Origin of the sequence: Burkholderia sp. Bp9140 (assembly GCF_003853425.1) — a bacterium.
GTDB lineage: Bacteria > Pseudomonadota > Gammaproteobacteria > Burkholderiales > Burkholderiaceae > Burkholderia.
This window is the reverse complement of the sequence record NZ_QTPQ01000107.1, coordinates 1-1,312: the sequence shown is the minus strand read 5'-3', so window position 1 is coordinate 1,312 and position 1,312 is coordinate 1. Positions and strand designations below refer to the sequence as shown.

Annotated in this window: 1 protein-coding gene; it reads right to left on the bottom strand. The window is 60.8% G+C overall.

Annotation, left to right across the window (positions count from 1 at the left end; translation table 11 throughout):
• Window positions 1–36 precede the first annotated feature (36 nt).
• Window positions 37–1,259, bottom strand: a protein-coding gene (locus tag DIE21_RS36805; RefSeq protein ID WP_124502204.1) for an IS3 family transposase whose coding sequence is annotated in 2 segments (ribosomal slippage) — window positions 37–891 and window positions 894–1,259 — 1,221 coding nt in all. Because the reading frame shifts where the segments join, the coding sequence is not laid out codon by codon here.
• Between the last annotated feature and the right edge of the window lie 53 nt (window positions 1,260–1,312).

Below are 1,312 nucleotides of genomic sequence, written 5' to 3'. Positions count from 1 at the left end.
TGTCAAGTCCTGGAATAGGTTGACAGTAGTTTTGACCTAAAACGCCCGATGCACCGCATCGGGCGTTTTGTATTTCAGCGCGGTATGCGGCCGCTCATGGTTGTAGATGCGCACCGACTGTTCGACCATCTTGGCGGCTTGTTCAAGGTTGGCGGGGCGTTGCAACAGGAACTCACCCTTGAGAATGCCGTTGACCCGCTCGGCGAGCGCGTTCTGATAGCAGTCGTAGCCGTCCGTCATTGAACAGCGCAGGCCGTGATGCCGATGGATGTCCTGATAGTCGGTCGAGCAATACTGGACCCCGCGATCGGAGTGGTGAATCAACGGCTGGTCGGTTCGGCGCGTACGCAGCGCCTTCTTGAGCGCCTGACTGACCTGCTCGGTCTGCAGGCTGTCGTGTACGTGGTAGCCGACGATCTTGCGCGAGAACGCATCGGTCACGAGGCTCAAATACACGAACGGGCCAGCGGTCGGCAAATAGGTGATGTCGGCGACCCAGACCTGTTCGGGCGCAGTCGGCACGACTTGCTCCGGCCCGGTTTTCAGCAAATTCGGATGACGCCGGAAGCGATGATGGCTCTGAGTGGTCTTGTGATACGCCCGGTGCGGCACGACCAGCAGGCGCGCTGCGCGCAGCACGTCGAACAGCCCGTCCCGGCCCAGCTTGATGCCGTGCCCGGCAAAGGCCGACCCGAGCAGATGGTGCAGTTTGCGCGTGCCCAGACGTGGCTGACGCAGCCGGACGTGCCGAACCAGTGCCGTCACGGTCTCGGCTTCCGAGCGGCGACGCTCCTCGCTCTGGCAACGCTTGTAATACGCTTGGCGACTGATGCCCATGTATCGGCAGGCTCGCTCGACGCTCAGCTTTTTGACGTGCCTTTGCGCGACGACCTGCCCGAAGGCTTTTTTACGGTGATCCCGTAGTCCTTGCGCATCACGTCGAGCACCGCCTCGAACAGCGCGGCTTTCTCCTGCGCTTCGCGCAACTGCGTCTCCAGTTCCTTGATGCGCTGCTCCGGCGTGAGCGGCTTCGATTCTCGCTTTGGCATGGTGGAACCCGATGGCGCACGACCGGATGGGTCCGTCCAATCCTGCAAGCCGTGCTTGCGTAACCATACCAGCACCGTCGAGCGCCCCTGGATGCCATAACGCTGCTGCGCCTCTTTGTAGGTCAGCTCGCCTTTTTCTACCTGCTCCACCACCGACAGCTTAAAAGCCAGGCTGTAATCCCGCTGCGTCCGCTTGATCCCTTGCTCCACTTGGCACCTCTTCGATTCGTCGAAAAAGTGTCAACCTATTTCAGGACGGGTCA